The sequence below is a fragment of the Halobacillus sp. Marseille-P3879 genome, from assembly GCF_900240285.1.
GTDB lineage: Bacteria > Bacillota > Bacilli > Bacillales > Halobacillaceae > Halobacillus_A.
Genome location: NZ_OESS01000002.1, coordinates 61,075 through 78,927 on the forward strand (window position 1 = coordinate 61,075; position 17,853 = coordinate 78,927).

Consider the following 17,853-nt stretch of genomic DNA (forward strand, 5'->3'; position numbering starts at 1 on the left):
TGGTAAACTAGTCTTTAAATAAAGTCGCTTCAAGGAGGCAGTATAATGAGTGTGTACGATAACGTTTTAACACATAAGGGTTTTATCCACAAAGATGATTTAAATTACCCATTTGAAGAGAGAGGGTTGCAATTTGGTGATGGCATTTATGAAGTGATCCGTGTATATAAAGGACAATATTACTTAATAAATGAACACGTGGAAAGGTTATACAGATCGGCAGAAGCAGTAAAAATCGAAATCCCATTTACGAAAAAAGAAGTGTTTAATTATTTAGAGGAACTTCTATTAAAAAATAATATTAAAACCGATGCCAAAGTTTACTTACAAATAACCAGAGGCTCAGCCCCGCGTGATCATGCTTTTCCTTTAAATACATCAGCAAATTTATACGCCTATGTCCAGGATCTGCCCAGGAAAATGGAGATTATGCGTGATGGAGTAGCAGCGATTACTCAACCAGATGTCCGCTGGGATTGGTGTTATATTAAGAGTCTAAACCTGCTTCCGAACGTGATGGCTAAACAGACGGCAAGTGAGCAAGGGTGTTTTGAAGCGATCCTGCACAAAGATGGAGAGGTTACGGAGTGCAGTTCGTCGAATATCTATTTAGTGAAAGAAGGAAAGGTGTACACCCATCCTGCAAAGAAAAATATTCTTCACGGTTGCGTAAGGATGAGAGTCGAACATTTTTGTAAAGAAAAAAATATCCCCTTTGTAGAAGAGGCCTTTCATGTGGAGGATATCCAGTATGCAGATGAACTCTTTTTGTCAAGCAGTACTGCTGAGGTTACCCCGGTTGTAAAAGTGGATGGAAAACCTGTGAGTAACGGAATGGTTGGAAAAGTAACAAGAAAGATGCAGGAGAAATACGAAAAGGATGCAGAGATTAACGAGGCTGCTTCCATTTTCGCGAAGGAAGTCTAGTTTATGATATAATTACCCTGCTTACATTATCAGCAGGAGGGTTATCATGAAGAAGATTAACCTTGAATTAACTGAAAAACAATACCAGACCCTGGTAGAATCTGTATTCCTTGGAACATGGATGGTCAATTCAACAAAAATGGAACTAGATGAGGACTTTGAAGAAATAAGGGAGCTCGTACTCTCGAAGTATAAAGAAGCTGAACTTGAGGATAAAATCAGCTACCAGGAAGCTTTTGAAGTGTATGATCTGCATACTGATTATGAAAAACATTTATTTGAGAAATATGTAGATGAATATGAAGAATTCAGTTTCTGGGATATGCTTATTGAAAAGCTGTCTGAGAAGAGGTTGAAAGAAGAATACGGAGACATAAGTGTCCCGCTGTCAGATGAAATGATAGAGCGTCGCTTACAAATTGAAGAGGAACTTGGCAAGGAATTGGAAGAACGTGGGTTAACCAATCTGGAATTGAAATAAGTTAACTAAAACAAAGGGTGTACATAAGGTGGTGCATCCTTTGTTATTTCTTGACAATTATATGTTGGAAAATTAAGATTACTTTATGGTACTCAGTTCCTAGACTTTAATAAAGGTTTGCAATAAAATGAAAAGCTATTTTAAATTTTGAGATTTTCATGTAAAATGTGTTGTATATGTGAACTTTCATTACACTTTCGGGCGTTCATTTAAATTCAAATTGTACATATTACCAAACAATTTGAATTTAATTGTTGTCATAAATAACAAAGGGGAGGAATTATCATGTTTAGTAAGAAAAGCCTGTTAACTATTTCAATGTTGTTAACGCTTTCTCTGATTCTATTCGCTTGTGGCGGCGGCACATCTGATGGCGGCGGCGATGACGAAGAAGGCGGCGGAGGAGCGGATGAACAATTCATTCAAGTCCTCACTGGTGGTACTGAAGGTACTTATTACCCGCTTGGAGGTACGTTTGCTCAAGTTATTAATGATAACGTAGATGGAGTAGAAGAAGCTAATGCTACATCTACAGGTGCTTCCGTTGAGAATATGAACTCAATCAGTGAAGGGGACGGCGAAATTGCGTTTACCCAAACCGACATTGCTTCTTATGCTGCAGAAGGGGAAGTAATGTTCGACGAAGCAAATGAAGATTTCGGGGCAATTGGCACCCTTTATCCTGAAACCATTCAAATTGTAACCACTCAGGACAGCGGAATTGAAACAGTAGAAGACTTAGAAGGACAAACCGTTTCTGTCGGGGCACCGGGTTCTGGTACCTATGCCAATGCAGACAACATTTTGGAAATTCATGGTTTGGACATTGATGAGGATATTGAAGCTCGTGATCTTGATTTCGGTGATTCAACGACCGGTATTCAGGATGGTACAATCGACGCGGCCTTCATCACATCTGGTACTCCGACTGGTGCTGTTGAAAGCTTAGCTGCATCTGTAGACGTGAACATTGTCAGTGTTTCTGAGGATAAAGCGCAGGAATTAATGGATGAGTACAGCTATTATGCGGAAGATGAAGTACCAGAAGGAACATATGGCTTAGAAGAAGCGGTTCCAACTGTAGCCGTACAAGCCATGCTTGTGGCTCACAGTGATTTGAGTGAAGACATTGTCTACGATATCACAAAAGCTATTTTCGAAAATACAGACGCTATTTCACATGATAAGGGTGAACTAATTGATGCAGAAAGCGCACTTGATGGTGTAGGAGTCGACTTGCATCCTGGTGCCCAGAAGTATTTCGATGAAGAAGGAATTAGTGAAGAATAACATTAAATAGCAGAGTCTTACGGGGCTGTCTCGGGTTAAGTTGCGTTAAATGTAATAAACCTGGGAGCAGTCCCTTCTCATGTAAAAGATAGTCAGGAAATCACTGTATGAACTGCTACTTACTGGATGATGGTGATCAGTATGAAATTTAAAATTAATTACCTTATTACCGCTTTGCTCCTGACAGGAATGATAATGATGACTGTATGGGTATTTTATCCTTACCGATCAGTCGTAGCCTTTGAGCAATTCGATCGGCAAGGATCAAATGCCTATATGCCTATAAGGGAGAAGGACCATTTTAAACTTAAATTCACTCACTCAGTTCACTTATCTGATGTTGTGGAAGAGTATGAAGTAAAGGATAAGAAACTTTATCCTGTAGAAATGGTTTATGAGGATACAGCTATAGGCATGCCTTCAAATGCAGGTGAAGGAGAAACATTCGAAATGAAAGATGGGAAGTATTATATATCCAACTTGACAGGTTCTCATGAATTCATCAATTTATCGGTCGGACAAGTCCGGGCTGACCATACAATTATATACAAAAATGATTCTTATCTCTTAAAGGACGTCTTAGGAGCTGGTTCCGTAATCCGCATATCTCCTAAGCACGTATCGAATTGGGAATTGATGAGAGGAGAGACGCTAAAATGAGTGAGGAAAACAACGCAATATCTACAGAAAAGCAACAAGAAATCATGGAAAAATATGATCCCGATGCCGGTGGCCGTGAATTAACCGGATGGCTGGGGAGGCTTGCATTTATAGGGTTATTAGCCTTTTCGTTATTCCAACTATATTCTTCTACGATCCACCCTCTGCCTGCACAAATTCTAAGGTCCGTTCACGTAGGGTTTGGACTGGTATTAATTTTCTTGTTGTATCCTGCTACAAAGAAGAACCGAAAATTTAATAAAGTCGCATGGTATGACTTGATTTTCGTTTTACTCAGCCTTGTAGTTGGTACGTACTGGCTCTTTTTTTATGAAAGGATAGTGACCCAGGCCGGTGCTTTAACAACTATTGACTTCTATATAGGAGTGGCTGCCGTGTTACTGGTGCTCGAAGCCACTAGAAGAGCAGTAGGGATTCCTATCACGGTAATTGCTATTCTTTTTTTGGTCTATGCTTATTGGGGCAGGCAAATGCCTGGTTTTCTCATTCATAGAGGGGTAGACGTGGACAATTTAGTTCAATCAATGTTTTTTACAACAGAAGGTATATTAGGTACTCCTATTGCTGTATCTTCTACATTTATTTTCTTGTTTTTATTATTTGGTGCATTTCTGGTAAAAACAGGGGTTGGACAATATTTCAACGATCTGGCAGTGACATTGGCAGGCCGACGTACGGGGGGACCGGCTAAGGTAGCCATATTCTCAAGCGCCCTGCAGGGTACCATCAGCGGAAGCTCAGTTGCTAACGTAGTTACTTCAGGTGCATTTACGATTCCTATGATGAAGAAGTTGGGCTATCGCCGGGAATTTGCCGGAGGAGTAGAAGCAGCTGCTTCTACGGGTGGTCAGTTAATGCCGCCGATTATGGGGGCAGCAGCCTTTCTAATGATTGAATTCATAGGGGTAGATTATTGGTCGATCGCTAAAGCAGCCTTAATTCCTGCAATTTTGTATTTTACAGGGATTTGGATTATGACCCATTTTGAAGCCAAACGTACTGGCTTAAGCGGGATGGATAAAGAGGAGATGCCGAATCGTAAAGCTGTATTCAAGCAGCTGTACTTGCTGCTGCCTATTGTAGCTATCATTCTTTTTCTAAGCAGTGGAATGAGTGTTATGCGTGCTGCCCTTTACGGGATTCTGACGACGATCGTGGTAGGATTACTACGTAAAGAAAAATTCCGTAAGCTCTATATTGTTGCATTTGGAGTAGGGTTTGTCGGCTATGTCATCTATGGTATAGCAACCGGCGGCTTTGAACTCGTTCAAGCCTTTATTGTTGGTGGAATGGTGACGGTTCTTGTAAGTTACTTATATGATGGTAACTTTGCTGAGTCCATTGAAGCATTAGTTGATGGTGCTCGGACGGCCCTGGGAGTAGTTGCTGCAACAGCAGCTGCTGGTATCATTGTAGGTGTAGTTACGAAAACAGGGTTAGGTCTTAAACTTGCCAACAGCCTCGTTTCTCTAGCGAATGGACAAATATTGCTTACGTTGTTCTTTACGATGCTTGCTGCCATTATTCTTGGGATGGGCTCTCCGACCACAGCAAACTATGTTATTACATCTACGATTGCAGCACCTGCCGTCATATTGTTGGGAGTGCCAGACCTGGCTGCTCATTTATTCGTGTTTTACTTTGGAATAATCGCGGATATTACACCGCCCGTAGCGTTGGCTGCCTTTGCAGCTTCAGGAGTAGCTTCTTCCGAACCGATACGGACAGGCTTGAATGCGGCTAAGCTCGCGATAGCTGCATTTATTATTCCATATATGTTTGTACTGGAGAATCAGCTTCTCATGATTGGGGTAGACAACGCCTTTGAACTCGTATGGATCTTGTTCACAGCTATATCAGGAATGATTGCGATTGGAGCTGGGTTGGTAGGATACTGGTTCCGTAAGGTGGAGTGGTACGAAAGAATTCCGGCTGTCATTGGTGGTTTATCACTTATTTACCCTAGTACGATGAGTGATGTCATCGGGCTTTCTATCTTTATCATACTATTGGGCCTTCAATTCCTATTCAAAAGAGACAAAATAGGTGTTCCTGTATACAGAGCAAAACCGAAATCCTCTCATGGTCAGGAAGCATAAAAAAATAAATTCGTTCACTTTTCATGCTGTCGAGAAAGTTCTCGGCGGCTTATTTTTTTGTCTGCCGCGGCTATCAGACAAGCAATGGAAGTACAAGGACGATGAAAGTCTCGGTGTGTGTCTGCCTCCAAGTACTGTAATGGTTATCTTCATTATAAATCTGATCCAAAGTAGAGAAGGACCTCTCCTTTTCTAGCGCAGAACAAGCAAAAACCAAGCCATTATGTAGGGGAACGAAAAGAGCGCGGGATTGATGGCACCGCCTTTCCAATGAGGGGAAGTTGATTTATCGATGAGAAAAGAGAAAGTGAAAGAACAGGAGCTGATGACGGAAGCCTGTTGAACATGAAAAAGCTTGCGGAAAAACAGGGGTTTTTCCACAAGCTGAACGTGAATCCTTTAAATAGATTCATGTTTCTTGCTTGCTGCTGAATCAGTCCATATAGCAGCAACGGGTCTCGAAAGTTGATAAGCCCATTGAATAACCGGACCGAGCCCCAGGGCAACAATGAGTGTACCTATCCCTACCGGTGCTCCTAACATAAAACCAATCAAGGCCATACCGGATTCTATAAATATGCGGGAAGTGCTTTTAGATTGTTTTGTTTTCTGGTCTAAAATCATCATAAAGTGATCGAGTGGAATTCTAGGAAACGGTGTACGTAAATATACTGCAATTCCTACAGCAGTTGCCAGGAGTCCAAGAGTGAAGATTCCCCACTGGGAATACCATGCTTGATAGTCTGCGTTACCCAGCCAGCCGTATAGAAAAAAATCCAGGCTGGTCCCCCTCACGATAATAGGAAGTAACGACTCCAATTGAGGGCGTTTGCTTTCAAGCTTAGCATTTACCAGCAGCAATATGACAAAAGCGATAATCATTACTGTTCCTACTGTAATAGGGGTATGCATGGATACTCCTACTGCAATACTGTCACCAGGACCTACTCCCAGCCCCGAGCGAATAATTAGCGCAAGCCCAAGACTTGAAACTATCAGTCCCGCTAAGTATATAATAAATAAGTATAAGTATTTCATCATTTTCTCCTTTGTCCGTTTACCGAATCTTTCACAATCATATACGTTTGGATAGTTGTTGTAAAGGTATATACGTGATTGTGTTTGGGCTGGAAAACCAGGGGGAATGAAAGCTTTATAAAGGAGGACATATCGAATGAAGATAGCGATTGTAACTGGTGATTCAAGAGGCCTGGGAGAGGCAATAGCTGACAAATTTTTAAATGAAGGTATCCATGTGATAGGCCTGTCGAGGACTTATAACGATACGTTAAAAGGAAAAGCGGACCATAAGGGTGTCACTTACTCTCATATTCGTTGTGATTTAAGTGATTCCGATGATCTTACTCAAGGAATTGATAAAGTAATGTACTTAGCTTTTCAGAATGATATTGAGAAGGTCTATCTTGTAAATAATGCCGGGGTTATAGATCCGATAGAGACTGTTGGTCAATTAGATGCTTCATTAGTTAACAAACATTTTCAAATTAACGTCACTACCCCTATATTGTTTATAAACCGCCTGTTGAAAGAAGCGGATGAGCAGGGGGTGAATGCTGGAATAATAAACATAACTTCAGGAGCAGCTGAGAAAACGATTCACGGCTGGAGCATATACGGCAGCGGTAAGGCAGCAATAAATCAATTTACTGCGACAGCTGCGATGGAACAAGAGCAAGCGGGAAGTGAACATTTTATCATTGCATATAGCCCTGGAGTAGTGGATACCGACATGCAGGGGGAGATCAGAGCTGCAGCCGAATCTGCTTTTACAGATGTGGATAAATTTAAAAAACTGAAAGAAGAAGGACAGCTTCGTTCACCTTCAGCTGTTGCTGAGGTCTTAATGAAGCTTTTAAGTGAAGAAGAATCAATAGACAACGGAAGAGTATATAAATTATATGATCTTATTGATCAATAATCTCGTTCGGAGATGCTGATATTATCTGAGGACATTTACAGGAATAATTAAAATCTGCGCCTTCGTCTTTTGCTGAAAGAAAGTGAAACTGCTGGATATGAGGAGGTAATTGGATAGGCAGTAGAGAAGTTAATAAATGGATAAGAGGGGGATTTTATAATGAAATTTTCATTTTTTGACGGTCATAATGACACATTATTAAACCTATATAATAACCACAAGAATGATGCAGAAAGTTTTTTTAATACGCTCAGTGGTGGACATATTGATTATGAAAGGGCAGTAAATTCTGGAATGGAAGGAGGATTTTTTGCTATATTTCCCCCTCCTTACACAAGTTTATCTCTACCCGATCCTGAAAAATTTTTGACCCCGGAAGGCTATGATGTACCGCTTCCTGAAGCCGTGGACCCGGAAGCGTGTAGAAAGGTTACAGACGAGATGATCGATCTTCTCTATCAGATAGAAACCAATTCAAATCATCGTTTTAAAGTAGTAAAAGATTCAAATGAGCTTGAGAAAACTGTCCAAAATGGTCAAATGGCTGCTGTCCTTCATTTTGAAGGAGCAGAGGTCATTTCGCCGGATCTATCCAATTTGGAGTATTATTATGAGAAGGGATTACGTTCCTTAGGTTTAGTTTGGAGCAGGCCGAATGCTTTTGCGCAAGGGGTTCCGTACCGTTATCCTTCTACAGGTGATATCGGTCCTGGATTATCAGAACAAGGAATAGCTTTAGTGAAAAAGAGTAACCAGTTTGGAATTATGCTGGATACCTCCCATTTAAACGAAAAAGGATTCTGGGACGTTGTTGCACACTCCAATGCCCCCATAGTTGCTACACATTCCAATGCATATGCGCTCAGTCCAATTTCACGAAATTTAACCGATGAGCAGCTCAAGGCAATCGGAGATTCAAATGGTGTGGCAGGCGTTACATATAGTGTAAATATGCTTCGTAAGGATGGAAAGATGATTCAAGAAACTCCTATAGGGGAGGTTGTTAGTCATATCCGTTATATAGTTCAATTAATAGGGGCAGAGCATGTTGCTCTTGGCTCTGACTTTGACGGAACCACTCTTCCTAATGAAATAAATGACGTTACCGACGTTCCTAAACTGATTGAGGCTCTTGAAAAGGATGGGTTTACGAATGATGAAATTGAAAGGATATGCTTCCGGAATTGGCATAGAGTTCTAGCTGATACGTGGAAATAACTAAAGAAAAGCGATTGTCCCCCGGGACAATCGCTTTTCTTTAATAAACAGGTTTCGCTTCCTTATTATTACGTAAAAACATATAAAGCGATGCGCTAAAGATCGTAATGTAACCCAGTATACTAAGCCAGTCAGGCACTTGACCAAACAAAACTATACTAATCAGCGCTGAATAGACGACAGTGGAATAGAAAAATATTGAAATCTCTCTGGCTGGGGCAAATTTATAAGCGATGGTTAATCCGAATTGACCGATTGTTGCAAACCCGCCAGCAGCCAGAAGATAAATCCATTGTTTCGTCGTCATTGGCTCATAGTAGGCAATTGTAAAGGGAGTAAGTGAGACGGTTGTGAAAAAAGAAAAATAAAATACAATTGTATAAAACTTTTCTTTGTCGCCTAATACGCGTAATAAAGTATAGGCTCCGGCCGCAAAAACCGCAGAGAAAATGCCTGCTAAATAAGGAATAAATTCTACTGAGAATTGCGGCTTAATAATAAGAAGAGTGCCGACAAAAGCAATTAATATAGCGATAATTTGATATGGCCTTGCTTTTTCCTTCAAAAAGACAGCAGAAAAAATAATTAATAAAAATGGGCTGAGTTTATTAAGCATATCGGCATCAGACAGGACGAGATGATCGATCGCATAAAAAAATAACACCATACCAATTGTGCCCAGCGCAGAACGTGAAAGCAGCAGTATTTGATTTTCTTTTTTACCGAAGAGTCGTTCCTTGTGGTAAATAACTAATCCAAAGGCGATCACAGCAGAGACCGCATTTCTAAATAGTGTTTTCTGTACGGTGGGTACGTCTCCAGACAGCTTAACAAAAGCGCCCATCATAGCGAACCCAAAGGCTGAGATCAGCAATAAAATAATTCCCTTATTTCGGTTACTCATGAGTCTAGTTCCTCCATCATTTGTAGCTTTTGCTAAAATCCCTGTACTATCCTAATACATTTCTTAAAGGGATGGAAAGGAAAAGCATGGGCTTTGACACGATGGTAATTTATCGCTACGCTGAAACAAATGCAGCAAAGGAGAGAAGCCGTTGATTTGTTCCCAGCCGATCATATGGGTGGTTCGAAAAATCAAGCATAACCAACAGCACTACATTGAGGAAGCCTCCACCATAGATCTTTATCGTGATCGAGTTGTTACTCCTTTTGAACAATTTCATATAAAAGACGTTCATGATGCATCTTATCGGTCCATGTCCGGTCGGTATGATTTCTTTTATTTGCATACGATTCGAGGGGTGTTCTCTTATAAAGTCATAGAATCCCCTGAACATTGGATTGAAGAATATAAGAAGATTCAAATTAAATAAGTCAGCCAGGAATAAGGCTGACTTATTTATATATGAAGTGTAAAAAAACGATGTTGAATCATTTTTTTTAAAAGGAAATGTCCTGAAATAGTGAACATAAGAAGTAAAAGAAACAACGTCACTGAGGATGGCCATAGACCGGTAATAAAAGAACTTTTCCATAATACTAAAATAACTAAACCAAAAATGACAACTTCTGCTGCTAAAGCCAGTAATCCAATCATCCGGCCTTTAAAAATTTCTCGTTCGTCGGTCCATTTCATGTTAGGCATATATAAATCCAGTGAAATGCCGATCACGCTCGTTATCCAGTTGGTCAGCATGGATAAAATCAACCAAATAACTACAATACTGATTGAAATATGAGCAAATCCTACAGCAATAATACTAATAACTACTAATGTAATTAAGTTAATTGTAAAGGCAGCAAGGACTTTGCTGAGTATGATGGTTTCAGGTTTAACTGGCATATACAAATGATTGAACCAGCTCTTTCCTTCACGTGAAACCGAAGAGATAGAAGCTGGGTTTATACCCAGGGCAAACACAGTAAAGCCCAGCATTGCCAGGATGGTAAACTTGGGGTCTGTACGTGCAAGCATATTGTTTAAACCTGCCGCTGAGAAGCCTCCGCCCCCCGAATCAAACATGATAATAACAATAAACAACACAGGGAAGACGAGCGACTGCACCACGATCTGTGTGAAAAATGTCGGGTTACGAAGCATAATTTTCATTTCTCTTAACCAGCTTATATAAAGGATACTGTTCTGCTTTATCTGTTTTGCTATTTTTTTCTCGTTCCATTTGTTTTTTGAACCCGCTGATAATCCAAGAACACCTTTAAAATATAACTTTTGCCCTGCTGTAAGATAGAAGAAAAAGACTAATGTTGAGAGGGCAAAAAGTATTAGTAAGTAAATGAATCCGAGGAAAGAGTCCGGCTGAGTTAAGCTGATTGAGCTTAAGTAAGCGGATGGAAATAAGACTGTGATCATTTCTAATAGAGCGTTTCTCTCTATAAACAGCTCACCGATGTTTTCTCCCAATTGATTAGACCCTGTATCCAGGCGGAGGACGATGTTAAAGCCTATAATAAATATAAACATCAACAGCCCTGCAAAAATTTTGATACGGTCTTTATTTTTAGATAGGTTTAAAAATCGCATAAGATACATAATAATAATTGCAGTCAGTGCAAATGGAATTAATGGTGTGACAAGCCAAATCAACAGTGCATAGATAAAGTAGAGAATACCTCCATTACTATGGAAACCATAGATGAGCAGCCCTGGTCCGAGTACAGCTGCATTTGTAATATATAGAGTAATGAATGGGGCTGCCGATTTTCCGAGCATAAGTTGATAAGGATGATACGGCAGGGAAATGAAGGCTTCAATATCCTCTGCGAAATAAAAGGAACTGATTATGGAACCAATACTAACAAAGCTAAAAAGACCAAACATCGAGATAAACAGGGCACCTAAAATAAAGCTTTGATTGTCTAATGGTTCAAGCACCTCATAGAGGCCTCCAATTATTCCGTCCATTGCAAAGTAGATTAGGAATGAAAATGGAATGATGAAAATGAACAAAAAGAAATAACCGATTTTTTCACCTGAGCTTTTGCCTGCCATGGAAAACTGCATTTTCAGCATTACTCGAATGAGGTTCCAGGTTTTATTCATTTTGGGTCAGCTCCAAAAACACTTTCTCTAAGGATTCATCATCTTTAAACTCACGCTTCATATCAGTCATATTCCCTAAAAATTCGATGTGTCCATTGTTGATTATAGCCACTTCATCACACAGTTGTTCTACTACTTCCAGCACATGTGTAGAAAAAAACACGGTTTTTCCTTTATCAGCATGCTCACGCATCATTTCTTTCAATATATAGGAAGATTTAGGGTCGAGTCCTGTTAAAGGTTCATCTAAAATCCAAACATCAGGGTCATGAAGCAACACCCCGCATATGACAACTTTCTGGCGCATCCCGTGGGAATATGTAAGAATGTGATCGTTTAAAGCCCCATAGATTCCAAATTTTTTGGTGAAATACTCAATTTTATCTTTTCTGACCTCTGTAGGTACTTTATATACATCAGCTATGTAATTGAGATATTCTATTCCCTTTAAACGGAGAAATACATCAGAGCGATCTGGGACATACCCGATTTTTTGCTTGGCTTCTAAAGGGTTTTTCGTAATATCGCTGCCATTAATGGTAATGAAGCCTTTATCAATGGGCAGTATGCCAGTTATCATTTTAATTGTAGTTGATTTACCTGCCCCGTTTGGCCCTAAAAATCCGAAAATTTGTCCGTCATTTACCTGCAGTGATAAGTCACGGACAGCGGTTGTGCCAGGGAACTGTTTTGATATATTTTGGATATCAATCATAGCGATCCTCCTTTTTGTCTCTTGATTATTTATACGTTTTAGAATAGCCGAGGTTTCATACTGTATTAAATATAATAGTCCATCCAATATTGATCTAAATATCGATCATATAATTTAATAGCATGTCGTTCGGTTCCAAACACCTTAAAGCCCACTTTTTCATACAATTGAACAGCTGGTTTATTATCCGTTACAACTGCAAGGTGCAGGACTTCTATTTGAAGAGAGGCAGCCGTATGGATGATTTCTTCCATGAGCTGGATCGCCGTCCCTCTTTGGCGGTGAGATGGAGTGACGTATACACCAGCGATAGAGCCTTTATGAAGGTACTTCGGGCGGGTTTCCTGAATAAGTGTGGCCACACCGGCCAATTGATCATTATAAAAGGCTCCTGCGGTCTTCGTATGAGGGCTTTCTAACCGTTTTGCTGTAAATTCAATTGGATTAGGACGCTGCTTTTCCTGCTCGTATGTGGTTAGAAATGCCTCAGGGTTTGTTAACAGTGCTTCTAACCTTAGTTCTCTATAAGCTTTTGCATCTTGACCTGTTAATACTCTATAATTCATCTTATCATCCTCTCCTAGTTGTTCTAGATTAGCTAATCACTATGATAAAGTAAAGGGAAGACATTAAGATTATATAGGTCAGGGGGAATACTAATGACGGAAAAAGAAAAAATGCTTGCGGGTCAACCTTATAAATCGTGGGATGAAGAATTAATATATGAACGCCAGCGGGCAAGACAAATTCTTTACGAATATAATCATTCAAAAGTAACGGAAAGTCATTACCGTGGCCAGCTGCTTCAGGACCTTTTTGGTTCAATAGGTGAGGAGGCTTTTGTTGAACCGGTGTTTCAATGTGATTACGGCTATAACATTTATGTAGGTAATCATTTTTTTGCTAATTTTAATTGTGTGTTTCTGGATGTATGTCCAATTAGAATTGGTGATCGCGTAATGTTGGGGCCTAATGTTCAAGTGTATACGGCTACTCATCCTCTTGGCAAAGCTGAGAGAGCAACCGGTCTGGAATCCGCAAAGCCTATTAAGATAGGAAATGATGTATGGATAGGGGGAAGTGCTGTCGTTAATCCGGGTGTAACGATAGGAGACGGAGCAGTAATTGGAGCAGGGGCTGTAGTGACGAAAGATATACCTTCAGATGTATTCGCGGCTGGAAATCCTGCTCGTATTATAAAGGAGATTTAAGCATCTATACTGGTCCTTAGCAGTTTTTTTCGATATGATACTAGGGGACAGTAGCATTAAGAGAGTAAAAGAGAGGGAACGAGTATGATAAAAAGAAAAAGTAAACGTGAGATTGAACTAATGCACGAGGCAGGAAAGCTGCTTGCAAATGTTCATAAAGAATTACGTCAGTTTATTAAACCTGGAATAACAACTATGGAAATTGAAAATTTTGTGGAGAAATACTTAGCAAAGAACGGAGCCACAGGTGAACAGAAGGGATACCAGGGGTATGCCTTTACCACATGTGCTTCCGTTAATGACGAGATATGCCACGGGTTTCCGAGAGATGAAAAGCTGAACGACGGAGATATTGTAACAATCGATATGGTAGTGAATTTAAACGGTGCGTTAGCGGACTCTGCATGGACTCATCCTGTAGGAGAGATTAGTGAAGAAGCGGAGAATTTACTTGACGTTACTAAGACATCCTTATATAAAGCTATTGAACAGGCACAGCCAGGGAATCGAATAGGGGATATTGGTCATGCTATTCAATCATATGCGGAAGGCAAAGGATACTCGGTCGTCCGTGATTTTACCGGTCACGGCATAGGGGAGACTATTCATGAGGACCCTTACATTCCTCATTTCGGAGCAGCCGGGAAAGGGGCTCGATTAAAAGAAGGTATGGTTATCACCATTGAACCTATGATTAATATTGGGACTTATGCCAACAAAATGGACGATAATAATTGGACGGCTCGTACACTTGACGGCTCATTATCGGCACAATTTGAACATACTATTGCTATAACAAAAGAAGGACCGCTTATTTTAACAGAGCAGGATAACTAAAAAAGCTCCCATCGTGGGAGCTTTTTTCTAATATTATGCCTTTTGAACGTTGGCAGCTTGAGGTCCGCGTTGACCTTCTTGGATTTCAAAGTTTACTACTTGTCCTTCTTCAAGAGACTTGAAGCCTTCTTCTTGAATTGCGGAAAAGTGAACGAATACGTCGTCTTGACCTTCAACTTCGATGAAACCGAAACCTTTTTCTGCGTTAAACCATTTAACTGTACCTTCTACCATGTAGAATACCTCCTGCGTGGAACCCTGCTCCACCTTGTATTACTATTCTTGCTCTTCACACAATCAAGACGAAAATTACTATGTAGCAACTTCTTTCTTTGAATCGTATCCGAACAACAATAACTATAATTAGTATAACAAATTGTTTATATAAATGATACTATTTAGGAAAAATTTTTCATTTATTAAACTGACTTGTTTGCTTAATACAAAAAAGACTCCCCAATGGGAGTCTTTTTTAAAAAGGACATTACTGCTTATTAACGTTAGCAGCTTGAGGTCCGCGTTGACCTTCTTGAATTTCGAAGCTTACTGCTTGTCCTTCTTCAAGAGATTTGAAACCTTCTTCTTGGATAGCAGAGAAGTGAACGAATACGTCGTCTTGACCTTCAACTTCGATGAAACCGAAACCTTTTTCTGCGTTAAACCATTTAACTGTACCTTCTACCATGTAGAATACCTCCTGCGTGGAACTCTGCTCCACATTGTATTACTATTCTTGCTCAAATATTCAATCAAGACGAACTCACTATTACGCTACCTTCTCTGTTATGAATCGAACAACAATAATTAAATCAAGTATAACAGATTATGACTAAAATGCAAGCCCTACTCTTGAGATTGAATATATTTAGATTCTTCCATTATCTGATAAAGTGACTTTTCAATAACTGTAGTTACTCGTTCTACAGGAATTAACAGTAATTCAGGCATAGTATACCCCCGCTTTAACAAGTGATCAATGACCGACCATCCAACAAAGCCTGCTTCATTCTGATAACCGGAAGCTCCGGTACCTTTAGTGAACGAGTAAATTGCTTTATAATCCGAACGTCTTAAGTGGGGGAAGATATTCATCATGATTCTGGTAGGTTCAAGCTGACACTTAGCCATCCAGGGGTAAAGCGTTGTGCCTCCCACATCGGAAGAAGTAATGAGGTTAGCGGTGTGTAATGCAAGTCCTTCGAGAAAAGTTACAAATGCAATATTCGTCAACTGAAGTGGATTCATTTTTAATTGGTTGAGGTAAACCACTTTAACGAGTTCATTTACAAAATGTACAGGTTTCCATTCTCTTTCAATAGGAAAATAAAGAGTATAAGAGTTATTATCCTCTAATTCTATAAATGGATCCGTTTCAAAGTCTCCGACGAAATATAATATAGCGGCGTGCAGGGGTTCATAGGCATGCAGCTCTTCCTGAATGACTGAAAGATAATGGTTAATTGATTGTTCATTTGGTTCAAAATCTAGAATGTGAGGCAGAGCTGCTTCATATTTCGGGAAGGCTTGAATCAGCATCTCTTTTGCTAACTGCTCGCTATGCTCTTCCCGGTGAAAAGGATTAAAACCATAATACCGCTTCCAAATCGTATAACGTTCCTCTTCATTGATATTTAAGTTGGAAGCCAGCTCATAAAACGTCAAAAATTCTTTTTTATAATGAGTAATCTTGATGGCATTCACATTTATCCCCCTCATCCCTCTATTGAGTAATAAATTCAAGCCGTTTTCTCCATACACTGGCAGCGTTTTTTCCAATCCATATAAGATGACTGTCTGACTCAACATCGTAGATTTCACAGTTAGGAACAGCAGATCTCAGCAAAACAGCATTTGAATAATCCACGCTCCGGTCTTTTTTTGTATACATCCCTAATACAGGTACTTGGACTTCATGAAGTAGATCCGCGTTATGGTGAATGTCTAATAAGAACCCTTTACCTGATTGAGAAGTGGCCAGCATGTTGTATATAAAGCGCCGGTCATTGGCAGAGAGACTGGAAAGGTAGTCATCCACAGGGTCCGTAGTAAGAGAGTTCATGATCTGCTTGATGGCAAGATTAGGTGAAAATTTAAGAAGCGTTCTAATTCCTTTCCAGACTGCTTTTTCTCCTCTGCCAAAAAGTAACTTAGCCTTTGCCTTCGTTTTTTGATCAAACGGTGTAAGTAATGCAGCTTCCATAATAAGTTTGTTGACACGGTCTCGATAGTTAACTGCTAAGGCAATCCCTGTCGGCCCTGCTGCTGACACAGCAATTACTGTCACCACCTCGATCCGCAGGTGATCGAGGACTTCGATGATTGTTGAAGCGAATTCATCTGGTGTTCTGCCGGTTGATACTTCTGTATAATCGTAACCAGGGCGAGAGATCGTCAATAAAGAATATCCCTCGTATACTAAGCTATTGTGTGACAAGTCAGTATCCCTTGTGCAGTGGCCCCCTTTTAAAAGCAGAAGAACAGGCCCTTTGCCTATGTAGGAATACTCGACTAATCCTTTTGAGGTATCAAACAATGCTGATGTCACACTGTTCACCCTTTCTATCTTTTTTCTTATCATAAATATAAGCTATAATGAAAGAAAATGAAACATCAGAGGATTCTGAAAATAGAGGTGGTATTATTCGAATTGTGTCGATTTGCCCAAGCAATACTGAAATTGTAGCTTATCTTGGACTTGAGGAGTTGTTGATTGGTGTCGACAATTATTCTGATTATCCAGAAAGCATTCTTGACCTTCCGAGACTGGGCCCGGATCTTTCGATTGATATTGAGAAAACAGCAGATTTGAAACCTGATCTTGTTCTGGCTTCTCTTAGTGTGCCGGGTATGGAAAAGAATATTGAGGGATTAAAGGAAAGGAACCTGCCTTATATCGTACTTAATCCACAGTCGCTTGAAGAAATTGCTGAAGATTTAATTACAGTTGGAGAGGCTGCGGGGCGACCGGAGCTGGGAGCCAGGAAATCTAACGAGTTCTTAGCGGAGATTCAACAATACAAAAAAGAGGCTTTGCAAAAAAACAACCCACCTTCTCTCTATTGGGAGTGGTGGCCGAAGCCGATTTTTACTCCGGGGGGAAAAAACTGGCTTACGGAAATAAGTGTATTAGCCGGTGGAACGAATATATTTGCTTCTGCAAATGAGGCTAGTGTGCAAACAGATTGGGATGATGTAAAGCAACGGGATCCCGATCACATATGTATGGTATGGGTAGGCGTGAAGGAAGAGAAGATGAATCCTGAGCTTTTAAAGAAGAGGCCGGGATGGAAAGAGCTATCCGCGATTAAAAATAATCAAATACACGTACTTGAAGAATCTCTCTATTGCAGACCCAGCCCCCGCTTATTAGAAGGGCTGAGAAAGCTAAAGACTTTACTTGACCAATACGAGTAAAGACCGCCGGTGAAAATGG

The 17,853-nt window shown here is 40.2% G+C and carries 20 protein-coding genes; 11 read left to right on the top strand and 9 right to left on the bottom strand.

Translation table 11 applies throughout. The features are described from left to right. Nucleotides 1-45: 45 nt before the first annotated feature. From dat to C1A12_RS08030, 5 genes are all read left to right on the top strand, one after another. Nucleotides 46-927: a D-amino-acid transaminase gene (dat, locus tag C1A12_RS08010; protein WP_101843362.1), complete on the top strand. Its 882-nt coding sequence runs from the start codon at nucleotides 46-48 to the stop codon at nucleotides 925-927. A gap of 46 nt (nucleotides 928-973) precedes the next feature. Next, entirely contained in the window at nucleotides 974-1,408 is a 435-nt protein-coding gene (locus tag C1A12_RS08015; RefSeq protein WP_101843363.1) for a hypothetical protein, read from the top strand. A 285-nt stretch (nucleotides 1,409-1,693) separates the two neighbouring features. Beyond that, complete coding sequence (locus tag C1A12_RS08020) at nucleotides 1,694-2,698, top strand: TAXI family TRAP transporter solute-binding subunit (RefSeq protein ID WP_101843364.1); 1,005 nt, start codon at nucleotides 1,694-1,696, stop codon at nucleotides 2,696-2,698. Between the two features lie 141 nt (nucleotides 2,699-2,839). After that, nucleotides 2,840-3,358, top strand: a complete 519-nt coding sequence (locus C1A12_RS08025) for a DUF1850 domain-containing protein (protein ID WP_159462168.1) — start codon at nucleotides 2,840-2,842, stop codon at nucleotides 3,356-3,358. Next, nucleotides 3,355-5,478, top strand: a complete 2,124-nt coding sequence (locus C1A12_RS08030; protein WP_101843366.1) for a TRAP transporter permease — start codon at nucleotides 3,355-3,357, stop codon at nucleotides 5,476-5,478. Before C1A12_RS08025 ends, C1A12_RS08030 begins: the two co-directional genes overlap by 4 nt. Before the next feature lie 399 nt (nucleotides 5,479-5,877). On the opposite strand, the gene C1A12_RS08040 is transcribed toward C1A12_RS08030, so the two are convergent. Then, the gene (locus tag C1A12_RS08040; protein ID WP_101843368.1) at nucleotides 5,878-6,516 is read right to left on the bottom strand and encodes a YitT family protein; all 639 of its coding nucleotides are present in this window, start codon (nucleotides 6,514-6,516) and stop codon (nucleotides 5,878-5,880) included. Between the two features lie 136 nt (nucleotides 6,517-6,652). On the opposite strand from C1A12_RS08040, the gene C1A12_RS08045 reads away from it, so the two are divergent. Continuing rightward, on the top strand, nucleotides 6,653-7,417 hold the full coding sequence (locus C1A12_RS08045; protein ID WP_101843369.1) for an SDR family NAD(P)-dependent oxidoreductase: 765 nt from the start codon (nucleotides 6,653-6,655) through the stop codon (nucleotides 7,415-7,417). A gap of 159 nt (nucleotides 7,418-7,576) precedes the next feature. Beyond that, a complete protein-coding gene (locus C1A12_RS08050; RefSeq protein ID WP_101843370.1) occupies nucleotides 7,577-8,635 on the top strand; it encodes a dipeptidase in 1,059 nt (352 codons plus the stop codon). A 40-nt stretch (nucleotides 8,636-8,675) separates the two neighbouring features. Here C1A12_RS08050 and C1A12_RS08055 read toward each other — a convergent pair whose 3' ends face one another. Then, nucleotides 8,676-9,539, bottom strand: coding sequence for a DMT family transporter (locus C1A12_RS08055; protein WP_101843371.1), 864 nt, complete (start codon nucleotides 9,537-9,539; stop codon nucleotides 8,676-8,678). 151 nt (nucleotides 9,540-9,690) lie between these two features. Between C1A12_RS08055 and C1A12_RS08060 the strand changes: the two genes are divergently transcribed. After that, nucleotides 9,691-9,969, top strand: a complete 279-nt coding sequence (locus C1A12_RS08060; RefSeq protein ID WP_101843372.1) for a hypothetical protein — start codon at nucleotides 9,691-9,693, stop codon at nucleotides 9,967-9,969. 26 nt (nucleotides 9,970-9,995) lie between these two features. Here C1A12_RS08060 and C1A12_RS08065 read toward each other — a convergent pair whose 3' ends face one another. The 3 genes from C1A12_RS08065 to C1A12_RS08075 form a co-directional block, all read right to left on the bottom strand. Beyond that, nucleotides 9,996-11,657 (bottom strand): ABC transporter permease, encoded by a 1,662-nt coding sequence (locus C1A12_RS08065; protein ID WP_101843373.1) that lies wholly within the window; start codon nucleotides 11,655-11,657, stop codon nucleotides 9,996-9,998. After that, complete coding sequence (locus C1A12_RS08070) at nucleotides 11,650-12,372, bottom strand: ABC transporter ATP-binding protein (RefSeq protein WP_101843374.1); 723 nt, start codon at nucleotides 12,370-12,372, stop codon at nucleotides 11,650-11,652. The genes C1A12_RS08065 and C1A12_RS08070 overlap by 8 nt, the downstream gene beginning before the upstream one ends. Nucleotides 12,373-12,437: 65 nt before the next feature. Further along, entirely contained in the window at nucleotides 12,438-12,938 is a 501-nt protein-coding gene (locus tag C1A12_RS08075; RefSeq protein ID WP_101843375.1) for a GNAT family N-acetyltransferase, read from the bottom strand. 93 nt (nucleotides 12,939-13,031) lie between these two features. Here C1A12_RS08075 and C1A12_RS08080 point away from each other — a divergent pair, with 93 nt between their 5' ends. Then, nucleotides 13,032-13,583 carry a sugar O-acetyltransferase gene (locus tag C1A12_RS08080; RefSeq protein ID WP_101843376.1) on the top strand — a complete coding sequence of 184 codons (552 nt, stop codon included), beginning with the start codon at nucleotides 13,032-13,034 and terminating at the stop codon, nucleotides 13,581-13,583. 84 nt (nucleotides 13,584-13,667) lie between these two features. Beyond that, on the top strand, nucleotides 13,668-14,420 hold the full coding sequence (gene map, locus C1A12_RS08085; RefSeq protein WP_101843377.1) for a type I methionyl aminopeptidase: 753 nt from the start codon (nucleotides 13,668-13,670) through the stop codon (nucleotides 14,418-14,420). A 33-nt stretch (nucleotides 14,421-14,453) separates the two neighbouring features. Here map and C1A12_RS08090 read toward each other — a convergent pair whose 3' ends face one another. The 4 genes from C1A12_RS08090 to C1A12_RS08105 all read right to left on the bottom strand — a co-directional run bounded on the left by C1A12_RS08090 (nucleotide 14,454) and on the right by C1A12_RS08105 (nucleotide 16,965). Continuing rightward, the gene (locus C1A12_RS08090; RefSeq protein WP_079529279.1) at nucleotides 14,454-14,654 is read right to left on the bottom strand and encodes a cold-shock protein; all 201 of its coding nucleotides are present in this window, start codon (nucleotides 14,652-14,654) and stop codon (nucleotides 14,454-14,456) included. 250 nt (nucleotides 14,655-14,904) lie between these two features. Then, a complete protein-coding gene (locus C1A12_RS08095; protein ID WP_101843378.1) occupies nucleotides 14,905-15,105 on the bottom strand; it encodes a cold-shock protein in 201 nt (66 codons plus the stop codon). Nucleotides 15,106-15,263: 158 nt separating this feature from the next. After that, nucleotides 15,264-16,121, bottom strand: a complete 858-nt coding sequence (locus C1A12_RS08100) for a hypothetical protein (RefSeq protein ID WP_101843379.1) — start codon at nucleotides 16,119-16,121, stop codon at nucleotides 15,264-15,266. A gap of 19 nt (nucleotides 16,122-16,140) precedes the next feature. Continuing rightward, complete coding sequence (locus C1A12_RS08105) at nucleotides 16,141-16,965, bottom strand: alpha/beta fold hydrolase (protein ID WP_101843380.1); 825 nt, start codon at nucleotides 16,963-16,965, stop codon at nucleotides 16,141-16,143. 95 nt (nucleotides 16,966-17,060) lie between these two features. On the opposite strand from C1A12_RS08105, the gene C1A12_RS08110 reads away from it, so the two are divergent. After that, entirely contained in the window at nucleotides 17,061-17,834 is a 774-nt protein-coding gene (locus C1A12_RS08110; RefSeq protein WP_101844807.1) for a cobalamin-binding protein, read from the top strand. Nucleotides 17,835-17,853 lie beyond the last annotated feature (19 nt).

What these genes read in the sequence shown, in the direction of transcription:
- dat (WP_101843362.1), top strand. Translation starts at nt 46, where the DNA reads ATGAGTGTGTACGATAACGTTTTAACACATAAGGGTTTTATCCACAAA.
- C1A12_RS08015 (WP_101843363.1), top strand. Translation starts at nt 974, where the DNA reads ATGAAGAAGATTAACCTTGAATTAACTGAAAAACAATACCAGACCCTG.
- C1A12_RS08020 (WP_101843364.1), top strand. Translation starts at nt 1,694, where the DNA reads ATGTTTAGTAAGAAAAGCCTGTTAACTATTTCAATGTTGTTAACGCTT.
- C1A12_RS08025 (WP_159462168.1), top strand. Translation starts at nt 2,840, where the DNA reads ATGAAATTTAAAATTAATTACCTTATTACCGCTTTGCTCCTGACAGGA.
- C1A12_RS08030 (WP_101843366.1), top strand. Translation starts at nt 3,355, where the DNA reads ATGAGTGAGGAAAACAACGCAATATCTACAGAAAAGCAACAAGAAATC.
- C1A12_RS08040 (WP_101843368.1), bottom strand. Translation starts at nt 6,516, where the DNA reads ATGAAATACTTATACTTATTTATTATATACTTAGCGGGACTGATAGTT.
- C1A12_RS08045 (WP_101843369.1), top strand. Translation starts at nt 6,653, where the DNA reads ATGAAGATAGCGATTGTAACTGGTGATTCAAGAGGCCTGGGAGAGGCA.
- C1A12_RS08050 (WP_101843370.1), top strand. Translation starts at nt 7,577, where the DNA reads ATGAAATTTTCATTTTTTGACGGTCATAATGACACATTATTAAACCTA.
- C1A12_RS08055 (WP_101843371.1), bottom strand. Translation starts at nt 9,539, where the DNA reads ATGAGTAACCGAAATAAGGGAATTATTTTATTGCTGATCTCAGCCTTT.
- C1A12_RS08065 (WP_101843373.1), bottom strand. Translation starts at nt 11,657, where the DNA reads ATGAATAAAACCTGGAACCTCATTCGAGTAATGCTGAAAATGCAGTTT.
- C1A12_RS08070 (WP_101843374.1), bottom strand. Translation starts at nt 12,372, where the DNA reads ATGATTGATATCCAAAATATATCAAAACAGTTCCCTGGCACAACCGCT.
- C1A12_RS08075 (WP_101843375.1), bottom strand. Translation starts at nt 12,938, where the DNA reads ATGAATTATAGAGTATTAACAGGTCAAGATGCAAAAGCTTATAGAGAA.
- C1A12_RS08080 (WP_101843376.1), top strand. Translation starts at nt 13,032, where the DNA reads ATGACGGAAAAAGAAAAAATGCTTGCGGGTCAACCTTATAAATCGTGG.
- map (WP_101843377.1), top strand. Translation starts at nt 13,668, where the DNA reads ATGATAAAAAGAAAAAGTAAACGTGAGATTGAACTAATGCACGAGGCA.
- C1A12_RS08090 (WP_079529279.1), bottom strand. Translation starts at nt 14,654, where the DNA reads ATGGTAGAAGGTACAGTTAAATGGTTTAACGCAGAAAAAGGTTTCGGT.
- C1A12_RS08095 (WP_101843378.1), bottom strand. Translation starts at nt 15,105, where the DNA reads ATGGTAGAAGGTACAGTTAAATGGTTTAACGCAGAAAAAGGTTTCGGT.